The sequence below is a fragment of the Clostridia bacterium genome (assembly GCA_035561135.1).
Lineage (GTDB): Bacteria > Acidobacteriota > Terriglobia > Terriglobales > Acidobacteriaceae > DATMYA01.
In genome coordinates, this window is record DATMYA010000051.1 from 47,833 (window position 1) to 69,590 (window position 21,758).

The window sequence follows — 21,758 nt, forward strand, 5'->3', positions numbered from 1 at the left end:
GCAACTTGTTCAATTCAGTTTTTCCAGGTCAGCAACATCCACTTCAACTGACACTGCTCGCATGATGGCGTCAATGTTCAGCACGACTCGGTAAGCATTCTTCTTACGGATCAGGACGCCTTCGCTGCTGGCAAGCGGACCACGCCGCACCCGCACACGCTCTCCGATCTTTAAATACGGATGTGGCTCTGCGTTCAGCCCCGAAATTGCATGGCGCAGGCGCGCGATCTCGTCGTCTGCAATCGCCACAGGAGGGCCGTTGAAAGATACAAAACGATGAACGCTCGCAAGACCCAGCACCCGCAGTCGCTCGGAGAGCGGAATATGCACAAAGACATAGCCGGGAAAGAGTGGTAGCTGGACCTGAGCATTACGGTCTTTCCAACGCCGAACCGTCTCGTATAGCGGGAGATAATACTTGACCTGCTTCAGGTCGAGTTGTGCCGCGACCTGCTTCTCGTGCCTGGGCAGCGTGCAAGCTACGTACCAGCGCGCCTCAACGGTTTGTTCGGTGTGTTGATTACTTGCTTCGTTCATGCGGCTTACACAGGGTACGCACACAGCTTCGCCCCGTCACTTACAGGTACTCGTGACCTGACCTGAACAGAACCTTTGCATGGGGGAGAGAGACTCGCGAACTGAACGCCCGCAGAAAGCCGCAGAAGCTAATGGAATGAGCTCTGCATCGCCAGTACTCAACTGAATATCGGCCACCCAGTTCCAACGCGATCAATGCACCACGTTCGGGGCAAAGCCACTTGCTTCAGTACTCGCGACTGCTTTCGAGGGTCAGTGTCTGACAACTATAGCTGAAAACTCTGTGACAAACATCATAAGTATTTGTGAGAGGGAAAGAAATAGCGAAGATGCGACAAACCGAGCCGCCTGCTCTCGTATTCCCGAATAGGGAGCCGAATGCAAAGTAACGAATTAAATGGGAGCATTTTCTCGCTTCGACACTCTACAATTCGGGTTCTCTTCAATCATTCCTTTTCGACTCCGCAACCATTCGTAATCGCGGAGAGGGGCCCTAATGCACGCTATCCGGTCGCTCGCGGCCGTTCTCATACTTATTGCATCTATTACCCTGTCAGGCTTTGCTACTGGCGATCAACCCGTCCCACGGCTCATTCGTTACTCTGGCATACTTCGCACAACAGATGGTCAACCGCGAACCGGCACTGTTGGAGTTACTTTCTCAATCTATGCAGATGAGCATGGCAGCTCTCCTCTTTTCATCGAGACCCACAGTCTCTCACTGGATGAGCACGGTGCTTACGTTGCGCTGATTGGTTCGGAACACGTTGGCGGACTCGCTGCCGACCTATTCGCTGACGGCGAACCGCGGTGGCTTGCTGTACAGGTCGAGAGCGAGCCCGAAGACGCAAATCGCGTCTTACTTGTCAGCGTGCCCTACGCATACCGGGCAGCAGATGCAGAGACCTTGGGAGGCAAGCCGGCATCTGCATATCTCCTTGCTCCAACGGATGGCACGGCCGGAACAAGCGTTAAGACTGTGTCGAACGCTCTTTCTGCATCCCTGCCTCTCAATGCACTCAACGGGGCGACGAACGCAATCGCTAAATTCGTGGATGCCACAACTCTCGGCAATTCCACGATGTTAGAGAGCGCGCTTGGTGTCGGCGTCGGGACTACGAATCCCACCCAGCGGCTGGATGTAGCCGGACGAATGCTTCTCCGCGGTACGCCAGCGGCTGGGCCCGGACTCATGCTCGGCGATGATGCAGGAGCATCATCCGTTCTGATCGGCCAGTACGCAAACCAGACTGCGTCGCCGCTTGGTTTCTGGCATTCCGGGAAGCTGGCCATGTCACTCGACTCCAGCGGCAGGGTCGGAGTTGGCATTCCCTACCCTTATGAGCGCTTCGAAGTCGCAGGTCGCGCAAAGCTTCGCGCCGATGGCGACACTACGGGAGGCTTTTGGCTGACCGGCGCTGACGGCAATGGTCAGCTGTTCGTTGGGCAGGCCGGTGCTTCCAGCTACGACCCTTTTGGCGTTTGGCATAGCGGACGCTGGCGGTTCACTGTCGGCGCAAACGGCAATGTGGGAGTCGGGGTTGATCGGCCGTATGAGAAGTTCGAGGTTGCTGGCCGTGCGAAGTATCGTACCGACGGCGCAAATACAGCCGGTTTCTGGCTCACAGGACCCGAGGGCAACGGCTCCCTCTTTGTAGGACAGGCGGGCACAACGAGTTCCGACCCATTCGGCGTTTTTCACGCCGGTGCTTGGCGGTTTGTTGTAACGGCAGCGGGTACGCTCGGCGTGGGGACGATGAACCCTTCCGCACAGCTTGAAGTTGTGCGTCCGGCGAACGCTTCATCAGCGGCAGCCATCTACGCTCACGACGATGCCACGACTGAACTCTCCTACGGAGTGCGCAGCGAGACTGCAAGCGACACGGGCGTTGCGGTGCACGGCGTGGCGCTAGCAAAATCGGGCACGGCAACGGGAATCTACGGCCGGACAAACGCTCCCGACGGCACAGCTATCAACGGCGAAGCCTACTCAAGCACCGGGCGAAGCTACGGCGTTCACGGAATCACGCGAAGCCCGCAAGGCATGGCGCTCGCTGGTGATGCCGTCGCTACCGGCGGGACCAGTTACGGCGTGTACGGCTCCACGGCCGGAGACGGCTACAGCGCTGGCGTGTACGGATTGGCCACATCGCAGATGGCGACGGCCAGCACCTACGGTGTATATGGAAAGGCAGCCAGCGCCAAAGGCATCGGCGCAATTGGGTACGCCTCTTCGATGACGGGATACACGAGCGGCATCTACGGCATGGTCGAGAGCGGCACGGGCACAGCGGGTGAGTTCAATAATTTTGCGGGAGGCACTGTGCTGCTTGGCCGCAGCGCGGGAATGAAAGTGTTTCGTGTCGATGGCTACGGAAAGGTGTTCGCCAACGGCGGAACGCAGGTCGGCGGCGCTGACTTTGCCGAGTCGGTGGCCGTCCTGGGCGCGCGTGAAAGCTACGCACCGGGAGACGTGCTTGTAATCGACGCCACGGGCGACCGACGCTTCGCACTAGCGTCTGAGACCTACGCTACCAACGTGGCAGGAATTTATTCGACCAAACCCGGCGTCTTGGGCACGCCGCACACATTGGACTCTGCGGAGATCGCGCAGGAAGTGCCGCTGGCGATGATCGGGATCGTGCCGTGCAAGGCCAGCGCCGAGAATGGCGCGATACGCCGCGGCGATCTGCTCGTCACCTCCGCCACCCCGGGGCACGTGATGCGAGGTACGGATCGCAGCAGATTGCTTGGCGCAATAGTTGGGAAAGCTCTGCAGCCGCTCAGTGCCGGCATCGGCGTGATCGAGTGCATGGTTACGCTGCAATAGCTCTTCTGTTTTCGTGGGAGTTCGTTGGCTTCGATTGCACTCGTATTGATGGCGATCAGGCGTTCTGTTCGATAAGGCCTGATACGTCTTCCCACTCGGACATGAGCTTCTCCAACTCGGAGCGCTTGTCGGCCATCAGATCGGTCAGGCGCTGCGTTTCCGCAACAGTCACAAATGTTGCCAGAGCATTCTCTGCCTCGGCGATTTCCGTCTCAGCGCGAGCAATACTCTGCTCAAGTTCTTCGCAGCGTTCCTGCATTTGCCGCATTTTGATCGGATTCAGGCGCTTCTTCGATTCAGGCTTCTCGTCATCGCCACCGTTCACGACGGCCGCCCCGCCCCCGCCGTTCGAACCTGTGCCGGAAGCAACGGGCGCTGCCTCGCCCTGTGCTTCCTTCTCTTTGCGCCAGAGGTAATCTTCGTAGTTGCCAGGGAAAACCGTAACCGCGCCGTCGGCGACTTCGAAGATTCGAGTTGCAAGGTTGTCGATGAAGTAGCGATCGTGCGAGACGAAGACGACCGTTCCTTTGAATTTCTCGAGCGCGTCCAGGAGAACATCTTTAGCGCGCAGGTCGAGGTGGTTCGTTGGTTCATCCAGCAGCAGAAAGTTAGAGGGCTGCAGGAGCATTCGCGCCAGTGCGTAGCGGTTGCGCTCACCGCCGCTGAGAACGCCGATTTTCTTGAATACATCGTCTTCTGAAAACAGGAAGCTCCCCAGCAGGTTCCGAAGCTCGGTGTGGCCGGACTGCGGTGCGATGCTGCCCAGGTCGTCGATCATGCGGCGCTCGCCGTCAAGTTCCTTATATTGGTCCTGCGCAAAATAGTCTGGCTCAGCGTTGTGACCCAGGCGGTACTCGCCCTCGGTCGGACGCTCGGCTTGTGCCAACAACTTGATCAGCGTCGACTTGCCTGCGCCGTTAATGCCGACCAATGCGATGCGGTCTCCGCGCTCGATGATGAAATCCACGCCGCTGAAGACGCGCTTCTCCCCATAGCTCTTGGCTACGCCGTTGAATTCGGCAACGATGCGCCCGCTCGGTTGCGGCTGCGGGAAAGTAAAGTGGATGGTTTTCTCTTCCGCAGGGATCTCTATACGCTCAATTTTGTCGAGCTCCTTGATGCGGCTCTGCACCTGCTTCGCCTTGGTCGCCTGGTAGCGGAAGCGGCTGATAAAAGCCTCAAGCTGCTCGATACGTTCGCGCTGATTCTTGTACGCCGAGATGAGTTGATCGCGCCGCTGCTCTTTCTCGCGAAGGTACTTCTCGTAATTGCCATGATAAAAGTGAACGCGCTTGTTCCATATTTCGGCGATTTTGTTCACCGTGACATCCAGGAAGTACCGATCGTGCGAGATGAGCACAAAAGCGTATGGATACTGGCGCAGGTATCCTTCCAGCCAATTGCGTGTTTCGAGATCAAGATGGTTTGTTGGCTCATCGAGCAGGAGCAGGTTGGGTTTCTGAAGCAGCAGCTTGGCGAGCGCGATGCGCATCTGCCAACCGCCGGAGAACTCTTCGGTCTGACGCGACCAGTCTGCCTTGCGAAATCCGAGGCCCGTGAGAACCGCCCCTACCTGCGCTTCGATGGCGTACCCGTCTCGAGTTCGAAACTCGTTATCGAGTCGATGGAACCGGTCCGCCACCTGCACGTACTCGGGACTGGCGGGATCGACTTCGGACATGCTGTGCGTAAGCTGCACGAGCTCGCGTTCAATGCAGTGCAGATCTTCGAAGACGCTCAGGCACTCATCGAATACCGAGCGGCCGGCGAGGCGAAGACCATCCTGCGGCAGATAGCTGGAGCTGACTCCCTTTTGACAAGTCAGCAATCCGTAGTCGAGCGACTCCAGGCCAGAGAAAATCTTCAGCAGCGTGGATTTACCCGTGCCGTTGGCACCGACCAGCCCCACACGATCCTGCGGAGTGATCATCCAATCCAGGTTTTCGAAAAGGAGTTTGTGGCCGAAACGCTTACCGGCCCCGGACAACTGGATCATCGACGCTGTGCTCTAGCTTTCATAACAATGAGATCGGTACTCCCCATTCTCTCACGCGCCGTGACTGCTTGGCTGGCCGGACAGTCGCTGAGCTACCGAGCTACCGCAAACCGTTGTCCTCCTGAGCGAGAGCGCAAGACCGAGTCGAAGTCCCCCTTCTGGCAGCTCCGTGCTGATCGCAGGGATCCTTCGACTTCGTGACTGTGTCGCTCCGCTCACAGGAGGACAGCACATTCCCTGGCAGCTTTCATTGCGTCTGAGCTACCTGCCAAGGTGCGTGCATTTAGAAAATCCTACATACAAATCCACAACTTCCTCCCTGCGCACATTTTGAATCACCTTGACAGGCAACAAAGCGGGCCTAAGATGTTTCAAACATTTCAGAGGCTTTTTGTTTTGGCCTCCTTCAGTTTCGGACGACGCAGTTTTGGTGTTAGTTCGGAATGCAACAAACTCGGCGCTCCGGAATCTGCAGCCATTCCGGGGATTGAGTGAGGAGTGGAGTGGACAATACGTTCACATCCAATGAGGTGGCAGCGCTGACTGGCATCACACAGCGCCAGTTGCAGTGGTGGGACGAGCGCGGAATCGTGGTTCCGGCGCGCGATGGCCGCCGTCGGCTCTATTCCCTGCCCGACCTGGCCGAAGTCGCCGTCATCTGCGAACTGCGTCAGCGTGGCTTCAGCTTGCAGCGTGTCCGCAAAGTGATGCGCTATCTGCAACGCGAACTCGGCAAGCGTCTCGTCGAAACCGTGAGCGCTAGTTCCGAGTACCACCTGCTCACCGACGGCAAACATATATTTTTGGAAGATTCGGCCCGTGCTGTCGTAGATATTTTGAAGAATTCCCGCCAACCCATGCTCACCGTCTGCTTGAGCGATACGGTGCAGCGCATCCAGACAGACGTTCGGGTATTCACAGACAGGCAGGCGCAGGCTCAACTTTCCGGCACTGCACCGTCATTCATGGCGGCTGCCGCCGGAGTGTCCCACGCAGCGCTCGCCTCAATGGCACAGAAACGTTCGGCATCACGCACGCGAAAAGGAAGATCCTCTACTCATACTGGCAACAGCGCTTCATAACGGCTTGCTCGCGGTACGGAGGGGTGACGATGGTTGCTGAGATCAACTTCCTGAACGAGTGGATCCCCGAACAAATGGGTCCAGGCACGCTGTTCATCCTTGAGAACGCTGGTGAAACTGGCGAGACAAACGATCCGTACTGGGCCGTACTCGCCTGTCCGGGCTGCGGCACATTAGGGCTCATCACGCGAAAACAGATCGCCGGATTGGTGCCGGTCATTTGCGGTTCCGATCAGTGCTCGGCGCAGTTCTTTATCAACAACGACGAGATCGTTCCGCGTAAGGTAACGTAAATGACGAACATGGGGCGGGCACCGAGCCCGCCCATCCATCTCAATTCTGTCGCTCGGTTTAGCGACGGTCGCGCCCGCGGCCGATCAGCCTCATGAACATGATGTAGAGATTGACGAAGTCGAGATACAGCAATAACGCTCCGGTCAGTGCAGCCTTGTTGTTGGCCTCGTCGTCGTCTTCGAACGCCCAGTCGAAGTCGCGGAAATCCTGCGCATGGTAAGACGCAAGGCTCGCGAACACGATCACGCCGAGGTAGGACGTAGCCCAGTAAACCCTCTCGTTGTTGAACACGACGTTCGCTGCCGACATGATTCCGAGGCCAGCGACGAGCGTGATCAGCGTGGACCCCATCGTGCCTAGATCGGCGCCGCTCATGCGTCCATACGCGGCCATGGCTGCAAAGGTGAGTGCGGCAATCAGAAATCCGAAGGCAACCGCGCCGGGCGGGATGAACAGGAAGAACACCGCGAAAGAGATGCCATTGAACGCCGCGTAACAAACGAAGATCAGCGCTGCCAAGCCGATCGGAATGTTCTCAATTACTTGCGAGATGATGGCGACCGCCGCGACTTCCAAGGCAAAGATGATCTGGAAGGAGAGCGCGTGTTCGTGCACGTAGGTGAACATTTCGGGTCGAGCCATCGCCCATCGCGCCACGGCGGCAGAGATTAGCAGGCCCACAGCCATGAATCCGTAAACCTTCACCAGCAATGCGCGCTGCTCGCGCTCAACCTCTTCCATTTCGTACGACAGCGCCTCGCCGGGCATTGGCCCATCGGGATCGAAGACGTGTCCCACAACAGCCTGAGCGCGCTGCCGTGATGACAGTTGATCGCCGGTTCGTCTGCCTACACCTTGGTCGCCGCCGGGCATGTGGCGAAAATATATCTTGTTTCGAGTGTGCCTGAGAACGGAAAACGCTTTGCAGCCCAACGGAAAAAAAGGACGCGGTTTGCGCGTCCTCATCGTTGGATTTCTTTGTGGAAGTTGTCGTTCGTCAGTCCTGGCAGCTCATAGCGACATCGATCGGCACAGGCACCTGTTCCACGATTTGCAGGCCGAAGCCTTCCAATGAGGCGACTTTGCGTGGGCGATTCGTCAACAGACGTATGCGTTGCAACTTCAGGTCCGACAGAATCTGTGCGCCAATGCCAATCTCGCGCTGCGTTTTTCGCTGCGAATCCGGCAGCGTCGGCAGCCGTAAGTCCCTATGGAATTGCAGCGTCGGCTTGCCGCCGAGAGATTCCACCGAGAAACCTTTGGAGGTCTGGTGCAGGTAGATGATCGCTCCGCGACCCTCGCGGTTAATCATCTTCATCGACTCCTCCAAAAGACCGCGACACTCGCACCATGTCGCACTGAAGACATCGCCCATCAGGCAGTGCGAATGCATGCGCACCAGCGTAGGCAGCTCACCGGAATTCTCCAGGTCGCCTTTGACAATGGCGATATGCGAATCGCCGTTCACTTCCGACTGGTAGGCGATCATGCGGAACTCGCCGAAGCGTGTCGGGACCAGCGCTTCGCCCTGGCGCACGATGGTGCGCTCGTGCTGAAGGCGGTATCGTATCACCTCCGCGACTGTCACCATCTTCATCTGATGTTCGCGGCAGAACTCGACTAAGTCGGGGACGCGCGCCATCGTGCCGTCGTCCTTCATAATCTCGCAGATCACTCCGGCAGGAATCAGCCCGGCCATGCGTGCGAGATCGACGGAAGCCTCAGTCTGTCCGGCGCGAATGAGCACGCCTCCCTTACGCGCACGCAGCGGGAACGTGTGTCCCGGACGAGCCAGATCGTTGGGACGTGTCGCTGGATCGATGGCGATTTTGATGGTGTACGAGCGATCGTGGGCGCTGATGCCCGTGGTCACCCCCTGCCGGGCATCAATTGACTCCGTGAAAGCGGTGCCGAACTGCGATGTGTTCTCCGCGGACATCTGTCCCAGGCGCAGATAGTCGAGGCGTTCTTCCGTCATTGAGAGACAGATGAGGCCGCGTCCGTACTTGGCCATGAAGTTGATGGCATCGGGCGTAACCTTCTCGGCGGCCATGGTGAGGTCGCCTTCGTTTTCCCGATCTTCGTCGTCAACAACGACGATCATCCGGCCAGCGCGGATCTCCTCAATAGCGGTAGGAACGTCGCAGAATGGTGCATTCGGAGTCATGAGGAACCTGGATAAATTGTAGCAAAGAACAACAGCCGCTGGGCTGTATGCAACTCAGCGGCTGAAACTTACTATCGCAAAAACCGCAACTACGCGTTCGGATTGATCATGCGAATGATCCAGAAGGTGAGCGCCGCCACTGATGCCGAAGCGGGAATGGTCAACACCCAGGCCCATACAATGCGCGTTGCCACGCCCCATCGCACTGCGGAGAGGCGATGCGTCGTGCCCACTCCGACGATTGCGCCCGTTATCGTGTGCGTGGTCGATACCGGAATGCCGGCCAGAGCAGTGCCGAAAAGCGTAAGCGCACCAGCAGTTTCGGCGCAGAACCCACCCACCGGCTTAAGCTTCGTTATTTTTGACCCCATAGTGTGAACGATTCGCCATCCGCCGAAATATGTTCCCAGCGCGATTGCCAAGTGTGCAGACAGGATGATGGGCCACTTAATCGGTCCCCAATCGCCTATCATGTCTGCCTTGCTCATCAGCCCGCCGGTATAGAGTGCGCCCGCAATGATTCCCATCGTCTTCTGCGCGTCGTTTCCGCCGTGTCCGAGGCTGTACGCAGCCGCGGAAAGCAACTGCGCCTTGCGGAACCAGTGATCGACCTGTTGCGGAGCTTTGTTCCGGAAGATCCAGAACACGGCCACCATCAACGCGAACCCGAGAACCAGGCCAAGAACGGGCGCGACGAGTATGAAAGTCAACGTCTTCGTCCATCCGTGCGGAATAATGACCTCAAATGCCCGTCCCCATCCGCGAACCATCGCGGCGCGAGCGATTGCCGCACCAGCATAACCACCGATGAGCGCGTGCGAGGAAGAGGTCGGCAATCCCCACCACCAGGTGAGCAAATCCCACACGATGGCGCCCAGTAGCCCAGCCATGACCACGTACTGGGTCACGATGTCCAGTTGGATCATGCCTTTGCCGATGGTATGCGCGACGGCCGTACCGAGCAGAAATGCGGCGACGAAGTTGAAAAATGCCGCCCACAGAACAGCAAGTTTCGGAGAGAGTACGCGGGTCGAGACAACGGTCGCGATGCTGTTCGCAGCATCGTGAAAGCCATTTATAAAGTCGAACGTTAGCGCAATTGCAACGGTTAATAGTACAAGTAGCAGTCCTGTATCCACCGATCAGCCTTCCTCGCAAGAGTTCATCAAAAAGCCGGGAACTTACCTCTAGCGCCCGATAAGCCGCAAGAATATGAGGCTACGCGCTCTTGAGGACCACGGTCTCAAGCACGTTGGCGGCGTCTTCCGCCTTGTCTGTGGCGGTCTCCAGCACTTCTATAAGCTCTTTGATTTTGATCAGGTTGATAGGATCGGTTTCGTTTTCGAAGATGCGTGCAATAGCATTACGGCTGACGCTGTCCGCTTCGTTCTCAAGCCGGTTGATTTCGACACAATGTTCGAGGAGTCGCTGGTTGCTTTTCTCCAGCAGGGACACTGCCCGGCCCAACTCTTCCGACTGCTTTACGATAATCGATGCGAGTTCCACTGCAGCAGGTGGCACGCTCTTAATCTTGTACATAATCAGGCGGTCAGCAGCCGAGTTGACGAAGTCGAGGACGTCATCGAGGGAGGACGCAAGTTTATGAATGTCTTCGCGATCAAAGGGGGTAATGAAAGTCTGATTCAGTTTGACAAGGACGGCATGGGTCATGTCGTCGCCCTTGTGTTCGATTTCCTTGATTTTCTGCACCGAGATGTCGACATTCTGGTAATTCGCCAGCACATCGCGGAGTACGCGCGCTCCGTCGCAAAGGTTGGCTGACATCTCGGAAAACATGTCGAAGAACTTAGTTTCACGGGGGACAATGCGGACCATCTTTCAGGTGGCTCCCTTAGTTGCCGCCATCAATACAGCGCGGCTCAAAATTTCTAGTCTGAAACGGATTACTATCTCACCTCGAAATCCTCAGCGTCAAACCAGTGTATCGGTACGAAGAAGCGACCTTGACACCGAGCGTTTCAGACGCGGGCGTGCCACGCAGAACTGTAGTGATCTTGGCCGGGACTGAAAACTGTTGGCCTCAATTCCTTGCGCAATCGTGCGAGGCTAGGCGGCGCGATTCCAGGCAGAGGATGTGTCGGGACTAGGAGAGAAGCGCTGGCGCAGACGGCGGAACATGGAACGCAGTGCCCTGATAATCCATCGCACGATCAGGATCAGCCCGATCAAGAGGACAACAACGACACCGGCGGCGATGTAAGGATGCGACGTAGCGACCCATGTCAAGCCAATTGCGCCGGCATCTTCGGCTGTGCTGAGCGCCATGTTGCTAAAGGGTTCCGGTGAAGGCGTGACGCCGGCGCGCACCGCTGTTTTTCCCGTATGCGCTGCCATCGCGACTACGCCACCCAATATCGTGCTCGCCAACTGCGTCTGCGGAGAGAGGCTTGCAGTGGCGCCGTAGGCCAGCAGCGCCGCAACCGGCACTCGAACAAACGTTTGCAGCGCATTCCAGACCATGTCCACAACGGGGATTTTATCGGCAACAAACTCCAACAGGAAAAGAGCCGCACATGCGCCGATTACCCACCAGTCCTGGACGATTTGCAGCGCGGGCGGCAGGTTGAAGACGTCAAACCGCGAGAGCAGGCCGAGCGTGGCCACCGTGGCGTAAACATTCAGGCCGGCCGCAAAGCTCGTGGCGACCAGCATGGCGACAAGTTCGTTCCCTGCGATCTTCATAGCCACACCTGAGTTCAAAATAGCAAGGGCCGCCATCTGGCGGCCCTAAACTGTGCAATGCTCGGCGCTTTACAGAGTCGACTCGATCTCAAAACCCCACGCTTCCAACAGTGGCTCCGGAATGTATTTCGAGTTCTTGTTTCGCCGCGCCCACTCGCGCAGACGAGTTGACCTGAGGTACTGGTCGGGTTGCAGCTTGAACTCACGGACCACTTGCTCAAACTCAGTAATTGTCGGAGTCACCGGCCCGATCGGTTCGGGCTTGCCCCAGTTAGGATTGCCACGTCGCTTCGCCATTTCTAATCTGCCCCACCTTAAACGAGATGAAGTTACCGGAAACAATTGTAAGAAGAGGATTCCTTAACTTAGACTCCGGAAACTACGAAAGGTTTCATGTCACGGAGTGATTTATTCATGCTGCCACCAGGCTCAACCGCTCACGATGAAACATGAAAGCTTACGGTGAAAACGCCAGAAAATCAATCAGAAAATCACCCGACTCGACTTCTTTCAGAAAGCCAATACGCGCAAGAAGGCATGGCACGATCGCGCCTATGCGCAAAAGTAAGTGCTTACATTAGTTATACTTCGAAGCATAATCGTAACAATGAGCTTTAATAGCTTATTTTCGATATTGTGACCCGGCGGTCACGAAGTCAAAGGCCTTCCACTGAGGCATTTTAGACACACTTCCATACTCGCACAGCGTGGCGTTCTGGACACATCGGCATGAAACAAAAACATCGAAACAGGCATGCCGCGCCGCTTCCCGGAGGGCAATCTACTCTGGAAACGACGATCAAGGATGAAGAATGACAGAAGGTTTTGCCTTGAAGGTGGTGCCGGGAGGGGGAATCGAACCCCCACAACCCTTTCGGGTCTGCGGATTTTAAGTCCGCTGCGTCTGCCAGTTTCGCCATCCCGGCGTAGAAAAGCTGAGCTCTGGATGCCCATTTTGTAGTTTAGTACGGGCAGACGCCTCAAACCAGGCTGAGTAGGCGTCCGTGCGTATAGGGCGCTGCTTAACCGCCGCCAACGAAGTGCACAACCTCGAGCTTGTCGCCTTCGGTGAGCTCGATAGTCTCCCAACTCGCGCGTGGGGCAATGTCGCGATTGAGTTCGACGGCGATTCGGTCGCCCTTGATACCGAGCTGACTGATAAGCGCGGCCAGCGTAAGTCCGGACGTGAAGTCCTTTTCTTCCCCATTAATGATGAGCTTCATCGTGGACACCAAGATAACAGATGGCTTGCGCGGCAGATAACGGCAGCAGGTGGCAGACCATTTGTTGCACCGTTGGAGCAGGATCGCTACTTCCCACGCACGCGAAACTTACGGGTAGCGGTCTGCCCGGCATGCGTCGCCTGCACCAGCACCGTAGCGTCGTGTAGCGCTGCTTCATCCAAAAAGAGCCGAACCTCGGCGATGCCATCAATCCCGGTTACCCCTTGGGAATAGATGGGCGCCTCCTCCCCGCCGGGAGTGGTCAGGGAAAAGCGACACACGAGCCGCGCGCCCGCTATCGGAATCTCGGCATCTGTCACCAGCAGGCACAGCGTTACCGCGTCCTCCAAGAAAATCGACTCGGAGTTGATGAGTTCGAGCGACAGTTGCGGAGTGCTGTCCAACACAGGTTCAGGGCCGGTTGGCATCTCCGCCACTTGCTCAGGCACCTTGCTGCCGGCTGCGGGGCCACCAGACCTCGGCTCAGAAATCATTGCCATAGGTGCGGGTGCGGCCAGCGCTTCTGCTACTCGACCGGAGCGGATCGCTTCCACCATAGCCCGATGCTGAGCCTTCAGCATATCGTGGGCGGCCGATTCGGAGAACTCGTGAGAGCCTGCCAGATTTTTATATGGCGTTGCACGCTTTCCAATGCAGCGCCCCCGAACGAAGACCTGCGTTTGCAACACCAGGTCGTTCGTTCGTTCCTCGCTCTGTACGTGGTAAACGGTGTCAGCGTACTTGATATCCGTATTGAAGCCGAAGACGGTCATGTTCGAAGCTGCGCTACCAGCGCGAATGAGCTAACGACTGGCGCGAGATTCGCCGCACTGTTTTCGTTTGCACATTGTCGTCGCACATTGTCGTTCAGTTCAGCGCGATGTGCAATGACACAATGCGTCACCGGTCGAGAGCTAGATTGTGCAGTGCAGATAATCGCGAGCAGCCGGAAACGCGCGTGTTATGCGCGGCTTACGGCTTGACACTCCGTAGATATGAAATCTAAACTCGGATGTTTACCCGACTACTACTTCGGTGCAAACCAAACACGTGCATTTCCTATGTCAGAGAATTATTTCGCCCGTTATTTGCCTCTTCTGATGCATATGTTCGCGGCTGCCGGCCTGGCGGTTGCGATCGTCCTGCTGTCCACATTCATTGGGCAGCACAAGAAAAACCGGGTGAAGATGTCGCCGTACGAATGCGGCATGATTCCGCAGGGCGACGTCCGCCAACGCTTTTCGGTGAAGTTCTACCTCGTCGCGATGCTCTTCATTCTGTTCGACGTTGAGGCAATCTTTCTTTATCCCTGGGCCATTCTTCTCAAGGAATTGAAGATGTTCGGATTCTGGGAGATGTTGATCTACATCGGAATCGTCACGGTTGGGCTCTTCTACATATGGAAGAAGGGCGTTATCGACTGGAACAAGCCGACACGCGAAGAGGTCATGTAGCCATGCCCCTTGAGACGGCAATCGACAACATCGAACAACTTAAAGACCGTCCGGCGCTGGCGCAGCTTTTGGCTTGGCGGCCGGAAGTTGTGCAGGCCGCGAAGTGGGACCGCAGCGAACTAACAATTTGGCTGAACCGAGGTGCGCTCTGCGAGGCTCTCGCTGTCCTGCGCGACGACCCGGCAACACAGTTCGCCTTCCTTTGCGATGTTACGGCCGTGGACTGGTATCCTGCCGAGCCGCGCTTCGAAGTCGTTTATCACGTACTCTCGATGAAATTGAAGCAGCGTGTGCGTATCAAAGTGAAGTTGAGTGGCGCGGATGCGAGCATCGACTCCGTCACCCCGATGTGGCCCGGCGCGAATCCTTTTGAGCGCGAAGTCTTCGACCTCTTTGGAATCCGCTTCACTGGGCATCCCTACTTGCGGCGCATCATGATGCCGGCGGACTGGGAAGGCCACCCGCTACGCAAAGATTATCCAGTTGAGGGCTACCGGTAATGGGCACCGTTGGACAGTACGTCGCGACACTTGAGCCTGGCGAAGATCGCACGATGATCCTGAACATGGGCCCGCAGCATCCGTCCACCCACGGCGTGTTGCGCCTCGTCCTGGAGATCGATGGCGAAACCATTGTGCGGATTATGCCCGACATCGGCTTTCTGCACACCGGCATCGAAAAGACCACCGAAGCCAAGTTCTACCAGCAGGTCGTGCCTCTTACCGACCGCATCGACTATCTCTGCCCACTGACCAACAACCTCGCGTACTGCCTTGCGGTAGAGAAATTGCTCGGACTAGAGATTCCCAAGCGCGCCGTATGGATGCGCGTGATGCTCAACGAACTGTCGCGCATCAGTTCTCACCTGGTCTGGCTGGGCACGCACGCGATGGACATCGGCGCAATGACGGTGTTCCTGTACTGCATGCGCGAACGGGAAGACATTCTGCGGATTTTCGAGATGGTCAGCGGTCAGCGCATGATGACTTCGTACTTTCGCATTGGCGGCCTTGCGATGGAAGCTCCGCTGGATTTGTTTGAGCGAGTGAAGCACTTTGCAGACAGGTTCCCCGAGCGCATCAATGAGTACGAAAACCTGCTTACCGCAAATCCGATCTGGATGGACCGCACGAAGGGCGTTGGAAAACTCTCGGCCGAGGACGCGATTGCGCTGGGAGCGACCGGGCCAACCGCACGCGGCAGCGGCGTTGACTGGGATCTGCGCCGTGACATGCCGTACTCTGGCTACGAAAACTTCAGTTTCAAAGTGCCTCTCGGCAAGAACGGCGACGTGTACGACCGTTACTTGTGTCGGGTCGAGGAACTGCGCGAATCCATCGGCATGGTGCAGCAGGCGCTACAAGGGATGCCGGAAGGTCCCATCAAGGCCGATGCGCCGAAGGTCGTTCTGCCCGACCGCGAGAAGATGAAGACCCAGATGGAGTCGTTGATCTATCACTTCAAGATCGTGACCGAGGGCTTCACCGTTCCAGCGGGCGAGGTGTACCAGGGCGTAGAGTCTCCTCGAGGCGAGATGGGTTACTTCGTGGTTAGTGACGGAACAGCGAAGCCATACCGCGTCCACATGCGGAGTCCCTCGCTCGCGAACCTCAGCACCCTCTCCGTCATGTGCGAAGGCGGCTTAATAGCTGATGTAGTAGCAGCCGTGGGATCGATCGACATTATTCTTGGAGACGTGGACAGATAAGTAGTCGCTAAGCTGCTAAGCGACTGAGCTACCGAACTGGATATTGAGATTGCTGGATAGAGCCGACGTGCTCCTGCTTAGGAGCTTTAAGGCTCAGCAGCTTAGAGACTTGAATGCAATTTTCTAGCGAATTCGAAACCCGCTTCACCGAGATGCTGACGCATTATCCGACCAAGCGGTCGGTATTGGTGCCGACGCTGCTTTATGTCCAGGACGAGCTGGGCTATCTGAGTGACGATGCCGTCAATGAAATCGCACAACGGCTCGAGCTAAGCGATCTGGAAGTGCGCAACGTCATCAGTTATTACTCGATGCTCAGGACTAAGCCGGCCGGCAAGTACAACGTGCAGGTCTGCACGAACATAAGCTGCCTGGTTCGCGGCGGTGAAGAAATTCTGCGCCATTGCAAGGAGACGCTGGGCGTAACGCAGGACAAGGGCGTCACTCCAGACGGATTGTTCTCGGTCGAAGAAGTTGAGTGCATCGGCGCCTGCTGCTGGGCTCCGGCCATACAGGTCAACTACGACTATCACGAGAATTTGACAATGGAGAAAGTTGACGCCGTTCTCGAGTCGTACCGAAAACGCGAACAGCAATAGGCGAAACACGCTGCTTGGAATCATGAGTTTCATCAACCAGAACTGAGAACCGGGAACTGAGAACTGTTCATGGCTGACTTGGTATCACATCCCGATGAGGTTAAGGCTATCTCGTGGCGCTGGGGTAAGGGCGCGGCGAACATAGACCGCTACCTTGAACTGGACGGCTACAAGGCCGTTCAGAAAGCGATTCAGATGGGTTCTGAGGGCATCATCAATGAGATGAAAGCCTCGAACCTGCGTGGGCGCGGTGGCGCTGGCTTCCCTGCGGGCATGAAGTGGTCCTTCGTGCCGAAGGAGTCCGCCAAGCCGAAGTACATCCTCTGTAACGGCGACGAGAGCGAACCGGGCACCTGCAAAGATCGCATGATCTTCGAGCACGACCCGCATTCGGTCATAGAGGGTGTGATGATTGCCGGCCTCGCCGTCGGCGCTAAGACCGGCTATATCTACCTTCGGGGCGAGTACCGCTATCTTTCAGACATCATGATGAAAGCCATCAAGGACGCTTATGCGCGTGGCTTTCTCGGGAAGAACATCTTCGGCACGGGGCATGATTTCGACGTGCACTGGCACGGTGGCGCCGGCGCCTATGAAGTTGGCGAAGAATCTGCATTGATGGAGTCCCTTGAGGGCAAGCGCGGAGTTCCGCGCATCCGTCCTCCATTCCCTGCTGTTGTTGGACTCTGGGGCGGGCCGACCGTCATCAACAATGCTGAAACGCTGGCAAGCGTTCCGCACATTTTCATGATGGGCGGCGAAAAGTACGCGGCCATTGGCACGCCAAAAAACGGTGGCACGCGCTTGTTCGGCATCAGCGGATGCGTGGAACGCCCTGGCGTGTACGAACTGCCGATGGGCTACAGTCTTCGCAAGATGATCTACGAGGTTGCAGGCGGTGTTTGGAAGGGCCGCAAACTGAAGGCCGTTGTCCCCGGCGGTTCTTCCACTCCTGTTCTTTTGCCGGAAGAGATCGACATCGGCATGGACTTCGACCAGTGCATGAAAGCCGGTACGATGCTCGGCTCCGCCGGAGTCGTCGTACTCGACGACACGGTATGCATGGTGAAGTTCGCACTGCGCACGATGGCGTTTTACCGTCACGAGAGTTGCGGATGGTGCATTCCCTGCCGCGAAGGTACCGACTGGCTGAAGAAGACGCTGGTGCGCTTCCACGCGGGGGGCGGCATCAAGAAGGACATCGACAACATTCAGTACCTGGCGGAAAACATGTTGGGACGCACGTTCTGTCCCCTGGGCGATGCCGCGGCTATGCCGACGATTGCTTTCGTGAAGAAATTCCGCAAAGAATTCGAAGATCATCTGGAAGGCCGTCCGTGTCCGTACGAACCGCAGGCGGCGCTGGAGCAACTGCCGGTCATCGCCTAGAGCGATTCGAATCGGGATATTGGGTTAACTGGCTATCGGGCAATCGACTCGCGTTGCGATCGAATGCCCTACAAATTCAGGTCAGCGTGTTGCGCCGAATTGGCAACCGACGACTAACGACTGGCGACTGGTTTTCATGGCTGACGTCAACATCACCGTAAATGGGAACAAGATTGTCGTAGCGCAAGGCACATTGCTGATCGAAGCCTGCAAGAACGTGGGCATCGAAGTTCCGTCCTTCTGCTACTACCCGGGACTGTCGCTGCAGGGCGCCTGCCGCATGTGCCTGGTCGAAATCGAAAAAATGCCGAAGCTACAGACTGCGTGTACCACGCCCGTAGCGGAAGGCATGGTGGTCAACACCGAGAGCGAAAAGGTGGTACAGGCGCGCAAGAGCATGCTGGAGCTGGTGCTCGCCAACCATCCGCTCGATTGCCCGGTCTGTGATGCTGGCGGCGAATGCGAACTGCAGGACATGACGTACAAGTACGGCGCGGCCGAGTCGAAGTTCATCGACATCAAGTCGCACCGCGAGGAGCAGCAATGGTCTCCTGTTGTTTACTTTGACCGCCCGCGCTGCATCCTCTGTTACCGCTGCGTGCGAGTTTGCGGCGAAGGCATGGACGTCTGGGCGCTCGGCGTACAAAATCGCGGTCAGGGTTCGGTCATTGCTCCCAATAATCAGGACCATCTTGAGTGCGAAGAGTGCGGCATGTGCATCGATATCTGCCCCGTCGGCGCACTCACCTCAGGCGCATACCGTTATAAGACCCGCCCGTGGGAGATGAACCACGTCGGCACCGTCTGTACGCATTGCGGCGACGGCTGCATGACCACGCTCGGCGTTCGCCGCCATGAGAGTGGTATGGAAATCGTTCGCGGCGACAATCGCGACAAGAGCGGAATCAACGGCGACTTCCTCTGCATCAAGGGCCGCTACGCGTTCGACTTTGCGAATAGTCCGGAACGCATTACGCAGCCGCTCATCAGGAAAAATGGACAGCTCGAACAGGCGACCTGGAATCAGGCCTTCGACCTGATCGCGAGCAAGTTCAAGGAAGTACTCGAGGCCCATGGCGGCCAGGCAATCGGCGTCATCGGCTCCAACCGCACGACGAACGAAGAGAACTACCTGCTTCAGAAATATGCGCGACTGGTACTGGGGACTAATAATGTCGACCATCACCGCACGGCCGACTACCCGTCCTTCGTCAAGGCCATCTCGACACAGAAGGCGAAGACTGCGTCAATGCGAGACGTATTTACCGCGCCTGCTCTGTTGCTCATCGGCAACAATCCGACAGACCAGCATCCGCTGCTCGCATGGCAGATCCGTAACAACGTGCGCCTGCATCGCGCCAAGCTGCACTTGGTCAACTCCACCGATATCAAGCTGAAGCGTCAGGCGGCTTCGCTGACGCAGCTTCCAGCAGGTTCAGAGGGCGCATTTGCGCGCTTCCTCGCCGGCGACGACTCCGCAGCCGACGCCATTGTCAACGCATCGCTCACGCACGAAGCGCTCGCCAGGCTGCGTGGCACATTGAAGTCCGCGCAGAACCTGGTCGTGATCTTTGGGGCCGAAGTCAGGGGAGCCGACATCGATGCGCTGGTGCGCTTCGGGGCGGCGCATGGCGCACGTTTCATCTGTCTCGGCGACTACGCGAACTCACGCGGTGCCGCCGATATGGGCCTCTATCCCGACTTGTTGCCCGGCTACCTGCCAGCGTCCGGAGGCTCCAGTGTTCCGGCAGAGTGGCACAGCAAAGTCCCGCAGATGCCCGGCATGGACATTCCGCAGATGATGGACGCAGCACGCGACGGTCGCCTGAAAGCGCTGCACATCGTCGGCTCGAATCCCATTGCGCGTTTCAACGTGGATCCATTTGTATTGCAGTCGCCCTTTGTCGTTCTCCAGGACATGTTCCTGACCGAGACGGCGATGGTGGCCGATGTCGTATTGCCTGCCCTGAGCGCCTATGAAAAATCGGGCACATTCACGAATACTTGCGGCGACGTTCAATTGCTCAAGAAAGCTGGCGAGCTTACGACCGCGAAGACTGACTTCGAAATGATCGTGCGCATAGCGGATCGCATGGGGTACGGCGTGCATAGCCTCGTCCCGCTCGGCGGTTCAACTCGCGCCGACATGGGGCAGTCCCGCGGCGCTGAATCCGGCGAAGCCGACCGCCACACAGTGTGGCTTCAGGCACACGGACTGGAGCCGAAGATGAGTCCGTTCGATCCGATTGCGATGCTCGATGAGATCCAACGGCTCGTGCCCTCATACGATATTTCCCGCGTGAACCTGCTTGCCGGGGCCGACGAACACACCGACCTGGTGCAGATCGAGGGTGCCGCCATCGAAAGCCGTCCGCAACTGGTTCTGCCTTCGAATGACACGCTCTTCACTTCGGGTACGCTGGGTCGGTTCTCGACGACCTTGAACTCGGTTATGGAAGGCCGCGGGAAAACACCGGCGGATAAAGAAGTAGTAGCGGATTGAAGTGGCTATGCGATTAATCCGCCGACTTCGGCAGTTCAGCTTGTATGTACCTGTTTTGAGAAGCTGCTGAGCTACGCAGCTTCTGCTCTCCCGGGCTGAATGGCGTGTTCCGCCCTCGCTCGAAAGGTCAGCGACTTAGCAGCTTGTGTTGGATTGAACAGAGCGCAATATCAATGAATAACGTCCTTACATTTCTTCTCGTTGCCGTGATCAAAATCGTGGTTACAGTCGGTGTGCTGCTCACGATCGTGGCATACACGGTTTGGCTGGAGCGCAAAGTCGTAGGCCACATCCAGAACCGCTGGGGCCCTTCGCGCGTGGGTCCGTTTGGCCTTTTGCAGCCACTTGCCGACGGCGCAAAGTTCTTGCTAAAGGAAGATCTGACGCCTCCATATGTGAGCCGGGGACTGTACTTGCTCGCTCCGGTGCTGGCACTCACGATGGCCATGACATCCATCGCGCTGGTGCCAATTGGTCCAAGCGTCACGATCTTTGGTATCACTACTCCGATACAGATCACCGGCATTACAGAAGCAAACGGTCAGGCCGGCGATATCGGTATTGGATTGTTGATTATTCTTGGCCTCACCTCCGTTGGTGTCTACGGCATCGCTCTCGCTGGCTGGTCTTCCAACAGCAAGTATTCCCTGCTGGGAGCGTTGCGTGCCTGCGCGCAGATGGTCAGTTATGAGGTTGCGCTCGGCCTGTCAGTTATCGGCGTGCTGATCATTTGCGAATCGTTCAGTTTGCGCGACATTGTGAATCAGCAGCAGGGTACGTGGCTCGGGTTTATCCCTAAGTGGAACATCTTCAAGGGACAGTTCATCGCGTTTTTCATCTACCTGATGGCTGCGTTCGCCGAAACTAACCGTATCCCTTTCGATCTGCCTGAAGCGGAAACCGAGCTCGTGGCCGGATACCACACGGAGTACAGCGCGATGAAGTTCGCGATGTTCTTCATGGCCGAGTACGCCAACATGGTCACCGTCGCGTGCCTGGCATCGGTTCTCTTCCTTGGCGGCTGGAGCGGCCCGGTTTTCGGTCCCCCGATTCTCCAGGGGCTACTGCCGGTGTTCTGGTTCCTGCTGCGAATTTTCGTTTTCCTGTTTATCTATATCTGGGTACGTGGCACGCTGCCGCGTTTCCGCTATGACCAACTGATGGCATTTGCGTGGAAGTTTCTTCTCCCGGTCGCCATCGCGAACATTGTGATAACAGCGCTGGTGGTAGCGCTGCGGTCGTAAACGTCAACGCGAGCGAGTAAGTTGCCTCA

At 57.1% G+C, this 21,758-nt stretch carries 20 protein-coding genes and 1 tRNA gene; 10 read left to right on the forward strand and 11 right to left on the reverse strand.

Annotation, left to right across the window (positions count from 1 at the left end; all coding sequences use genetic code 11):
• Positions 1 to 9: 9 nt before the first annotated feature.
• Positions 10 to 537, reverse strand: a complete 528-nt coding sequence (locus tag VN622_10630; protein HWR36313.1) for a UpxY family transcription antiterminator — start codon at positions 535 to 537, stop codon at positions 10 to 12.
• Between the two features lie 496 nt (positions 538 to 1,033).
• On the opposite strand from VN622_10630, the gene VN622_10635 reads away from it, so the two are divergent.
• The gene (locus tag VN622_10635; protein HWR36314.1) at positions 1,034 to 3,367 is read left to right on the forward strand and encodes a hypothetical protein; all 2,334 of its coding nucleotides are present in this window, start codon (positions 1,034 to 1,036) and stop codon (positions 3,365 to 3,367) included.
• 55 nt (positions 3,368 to 3,422) lie between these two features.
• Here the strand turns inward: VN622_10635 and VN622_10640 are convergent, their stop codons facing one another.
• Positions 3,423 to 5,363, reverse strand: coding sequence for an ABC-F family ATP-binding cassette domain-containing protein (locus tag VN622_10640; protein HWR36315.1), 1,941 nt, complete (start codon positions 5,361 to 5,363; stop codon positions 3,423 to 3,425).
• 503 nt (positions 5,364 to 5,866) lie between these two features.
• Here VN622_10640 and VN622_10645 point away from each other — a divergent pair.
• Together VN622_10645 and VN622_10650 are read left to right on the forward strand one after the other, a co-directional pair.
• Positions 5,867 to 6,445, forward strand: a complete 579-nt coding sequence (locus VN622_10645; protein HWR36316.1) for a MerR family transcriptional regulator — start codon at positions 5,867 to 5,869, stop codon at positions 6,443 to 6,445.
• A gap of 29 nt (positions 6,446 to 6,474) precedes the next feature.
• On the forward strand, positions 6,475 to 6,738 hold the full coding sequence (locus tag VN622_10650; GenBank protein HWR36317.1) for a hypothetical protein: 264 nt from the start codon (positions 6,475 to 6,477) through the stop codon (positions 6,736 to 6,738).
• A 58-nt stretch (positions 6,739 to 6,796) separates the two neighbouring features.
• On the opposite strand, the gene VN622_10655 is transcribed toward VN622_10650, so the two are convergent.
• The 9 genes from VN622_10655 to VN622_10695 all read right to left on the reverse strand — a co-directional run bounded on the left by VN622_10655 (position 6,797) and on the right by VN622_10695 (position 13,605).
• Positions 6,797 to 7,537 carry a Bax inhibitor-1/YccA family protein gene (locus tag VN622_10655; GenBank protein ID HWR36318.1) on the reverse strand — a complete coding sequence of 247 codons (741 nt, stop codon included), beginning with the start codon at positions 7,535 to 7,537 and terminating at the stop codon, positions 6,797 to 6,799.
• 199 nt (positions 7,538 to 7,736) lie between these two features.
• Entirely contained in the window at positions 7,737 to 8,906 is a 1,170-nt protein-coding gene (ribB, locus tag VN622_10660) for a 3,4-dihydroxy-2-butanone-4-phosphate synthase (GenBank protein HWR36319.1), read from the reverse strand.
• A gap of 89 nt (positions 8,907 to 8,995) precedes the next feature.
• On the reverse strand, positions 8,996 to 10,045 hold the full coding sequence (locus VN622_10665; GenBank protein HWR36320.1) for an inorganic phosphate transporter: 1,050 nt from the start codon (positions 10,043 to 10,045) through the stop codon (positions 8,996 to 8,998).
• 79 nt (positions 10,046 to 10,124) lie between these two features.
• Complete coding sequence (locus VN622_10670) at positions 10,125 to 10,742, reverse strand: DUF47 family protein (protein ID HWR36321.1); 618 nt, start codon at positions 10,740 to 10,742, stop codon at positions 10,125 to 10,127.
• Positions 10,743 to 10,973: 231 nt separating this feature from the next.
• Complete coding sequence (locus VN622_10675; GenBank protein ID HWR36322.1) at positions 10,974 to 11,609, reverse strand: DUF4126 domain-containing protein; 636 nt, start codon at positions 11,607 to 11,609, stop codon at positions 10,974 to 10,976.
• Between the two features lie 69 nt (positions 11,610 to 11,678).
• The gene (locus VN622_10680; protein HWR36323.1) at positions 11,679 to 11,906 is read right to left on the reverse strand and encodes a hypothetical protein; all 228 of its coding nucleotides are present in this window, start codon (positions 11,904 to 11,906) and stop codon (positions 11,679 to 11,681) included.
• A 540-nt stretch (positions 11,907 to 12,446) separates the two neighbouring features.
• Positions 12,447 to 12,535: transfer RNA gene (locus VN622_10685), tRNA-Leu, on the reverse strand.
• A gap of 96 nt (positions 12,536 to 12,631) precedes the next feature.
• The gene (gene thiS / locus VN622_10690) at positions 12,632 to 12,832 is read right to left on the reverse strand and encodes a sulfur carrier protein ThiS (GenBank protein ID HWR36324.1); all 201 of its coding nucleotides are present in this window, start codon (positions 12,830 to 12,832) and stop codon (positions 12,632 to 12,634) included.
• An 86-nt stretch (positions 12,833 to 12,918) separates the two neighbouring features.
• A complete protein-coding gene (locus VN622_10695; protein HWR36325.1) occupies positions 12,919 to 13,605 on the reverse strand; it encodes a hypothetical protein in 687 nt (228 codons plus the stop codon).
• 288 nt (positions 13,606 to 13,893) lie between these two features.
• On the opposite strand from VN622_10695, the gene ndhC reads away from it, so the two are divergent.
• From ndhC to nuoH, 7 genes are all read left to right on the forward strand, one after another.
• The gene (gene ndhC, locus VN622_10700) at positions 13,894 to 14,286 is read left to right on the forward strand and encodes an NADH-quinone oxidoreductase subunit A (protein ID HWR36326.1); all 393 of its coding nucleotides are present in this window, start codon (positions 13,894 to 13,896) and stop codon (positions 14,284 to 14,286) included.
• A 2-nt stretch (positions 14,287 to 14,288) separates the two neighbouring features.
• On the forward strand, positions 14,289 to 14,786 hold the full coding sequence (locus VN622_10705) for an NADH-quinone oxidoreductase subunit C (GenBank protein HWR36327.1): 498 nt from the start codon (positions 14,289 to 14,291) through the stop codon (positions 14,784 to 14,786).
• Positions 14,786 to 15,994: an NADH dehydrogenase (quinone) subunit D gene (nuoD, locus tag VN622_10710; GenBank protein ID HWR36328.1), complete on the forward strand. Its 1,209-nt coding sequence runs from the start codon at positions 14,786 to 14,788 to the stop codon at positions 15,992 to 15,994. Before VN622_10705 ends, nuoD begins: the two co-directional genes overlap by 1 nt.
• Positions 15,995 to 16,107: 113 nt before the next feature.
• Positions 16,108 to 16,593: an NAD(P)H-dependent oxidoreductase subunit E gene (locus VN622_10715; protein ID HWR36329.1), complete on the forward strand. Its 486-nt coding sequence runs from the start codon at positions 16,108 to 16,110 to the stop codon at positions 16,591 to 16,593.
• A 69-nt stretch (positions 16,594 to 16,662) separates the two neighbouring features.
• Positions 16,663 to 17,982, forward strand: a complete 1,320-nt coding sequence (nuoF, locus tag VN622_10720) for an NADH-quinone oxidoreductase subunit NuoF (GenBank protein ID HWR36330.1) — start codon at positions 16,663 to 16,665, stop codon at positions 17,980 to 17,982.
• Positions 17,983 to 18,118: 136 nt separating this feature from the next.
• Entirely contained in the window at positions 18,119 to 20,485 is a 2,367-nt protein-coding gene (nuoG, locus tag VN622_10725) for an NADH-quinone oxidoreductase subunit NuoG (GenBank protein HWR36331.1), read from the forward strand.
• A 173-nt stretch (positions 20,486 to 20,658) separates the two neighbouring features.
• Positions 20,659 to 21,729: an NADH-quinone oxidoreductase subunit NuoH gene (gene nuoH, locus VN622_10730; GenBank protein ID HWR36332.1), complete on the forward strand. Its 1,071-nt coding sequence runs from the start codon at positions 20,659 to 20,661 to the stop codon at positions 21,727 to 21,729.
• The last annotated feature ends 29 nt before the right edge of the window (positions 21,730 to 21,758 follow it).